The sequence below is a fragment of the Microbacterium sp. genome (assembly GCF_036566905.1).
Lineage (GTDB): Bacteria > Actinomycetota > Actinomycetes > Actinomycetales > Microbacteriaceae > Microbacterium.
This window is the reverse complement of record NZ_DATCVK010000064.1, coordinates 1-1,670: the sequence shown is the minus strand read 5'-3', so window position 1 is coordinate 1,670 and position 1,670 is coordinate 1. Positions and strand designations below refer to the sequence as shown.

The 1,670-nt window shown below is 73.7% G+C and carries 2 protein-coding genes; both read left to right on the top strand.

The window, feature by feature from the left end; all coding sequences use genetic code 11:
- The coding region (locus VIP82_RS05730) for a hypothetical protein (RefSeq protein ID WP_331906544.1) at positions 1-1,358 on the top strand (1,358 nt) is incomplete at its 5' end.
- Positions 1,355-1,670, top strand: a 316-nt coding sequence (locus VIP82_RS05725) for a hypothetical protein (RefSeq protein WP_331906542.1), incomplete at its 3' end; no start/stop codon positions are given. The genes VIP82_RS05730 and VIP82_RS05725, both read left to right, overlap by 4 nt.

The window sequence follows — 1,670 nt, the reverse complement described above, 5'->3', positions numbered from 1 at the left end:
TCGGCGCGGTCGGGGTACGCCACGTCGACGACCCCGGTCGTCCCACTTCGCCGCAGCTCGCGCCCGCGCTGTTCTCGTCGGTCGCGCGGCGCGCGCTGCGGCCGGGTACCGCACGGTCCTCGCTCGCCGCGCCCGGACAGTCGGGGGTCGCCATCCTGGTCTCCGTCGCCGCCGGCTGCCCCGACGCGACGGACCCGGAGGATGCGCTCGGGCGGCAGCACCCGGATCCCGAACCCGACCCTCTGCGCAACGCGAGGGAGGCCATCCACGCCGCGACCGACGACCCCGCCTTCGCCGAGAGCGTCGCAGACCGGCTGCTCGCCGACCGGGACGTCGAGCCGGCCGGCCTAGCCGGCGTGCTGTTCGCGATGCAGCCCGGTCCCGACGGCCGGGTCGACGAGGAGCTTCTGAATCAGCTGCTCGACACGCGTGATTTTCCGCTGCTGCCCGAACCCGACGGTGCCTGGGAGGAGCCGCCCGACGAGTTCGCGCCGACGTGCGCGCCCGTCGACGTCGATCGGCTGGGAGAGCTCGTGGTGCGCGCGATCGATCCCATGGTGCCCGAGCCGCCCGCCGCGATCAGGATCTACGCGACACTGCCCGGCGTGCGCTCGATGCGCCCGCTCGAGGTCGAGCCCGAGCTCGACATCCCGCTGTGGAGCTTCCTCTCGACGGCCTCACCGGACTGGATGCTGCCCGGCATCGGCGACCTCGCGAAGCACGAGGTGATCGCCGTCGAGACCAACCCGCTGTTCGTCGAGGCCCTTCTCGTCGGCGCGAACCGCCAGGCCGCCCAGGAGCTGCGGTGGCGCAACGTTCCGATGCGGCCCCGAAGCTCGCCGCTGCGCCGCTTCTGGCAGCGCACGGATCGTACCCCGGGCGGCGACCCGGACGCCGTGCACGACATCCGCCCCATCCGCCAGTGGCCCGACGGGTCTGCGCTGGGCGATCCGGGACTGACTCCGAGCGGCCGCAACAGTGAGGCGGTGGTGGTCTTCCGGTCGCCCATCTTCACGCGGTACCCGACGACAATCGTCTACCTCTACGACGCCCGCACAGCGCCCGGCGGTGCACCCGACTGGGACGACCCGCCCGACGAGAACGTCGCGCTGGCCACGCCCCGCCGCGTCGACTTCACCTTCACCGGCACGATCGGGCCGGAGGTCACGTTCTTCGGATTCCCCGTGCCGATCACCGAGCTCGCCCACCACTGGGTCGTGCTCGAAGAGCCGCCGGCCGGCTATCGATTCGCCCACGCCCCCGCCCCCGGCATCGCCGCGACGGAGGACCACGGCGGCGACTTCGCCCACCGGCGCTTCGCACTCCCGGTGCGCGTGCTGATCGGACCCCTCGCATGACGCGCGTCGAAGTCCTCACCCCGCTGCGCCTCGAGACGAGGTTCCAGGACGACGGTGCCGGCGGCTGGATCATGCGGCTGCGGGTGTACCCCGACGACATCGCGCTCGCGCGCCCGCCGGCGGCGCCTCTCGGCGAGGAGCTCGACATTCTTGAGGACGCGCTCGCAGCCAGCGACCCCGCAGCCGATCCGGCGCGTGCCGCCGACGCGGCCTTCCGGTCCGTCGCGGCCTCGCTGGGCGGGCGGCGGGCCTGGTGGCTGTGGCGCACGGCGACGACCGTGGAGGCGGGACCGGATGGGGTGCCGCACCGCG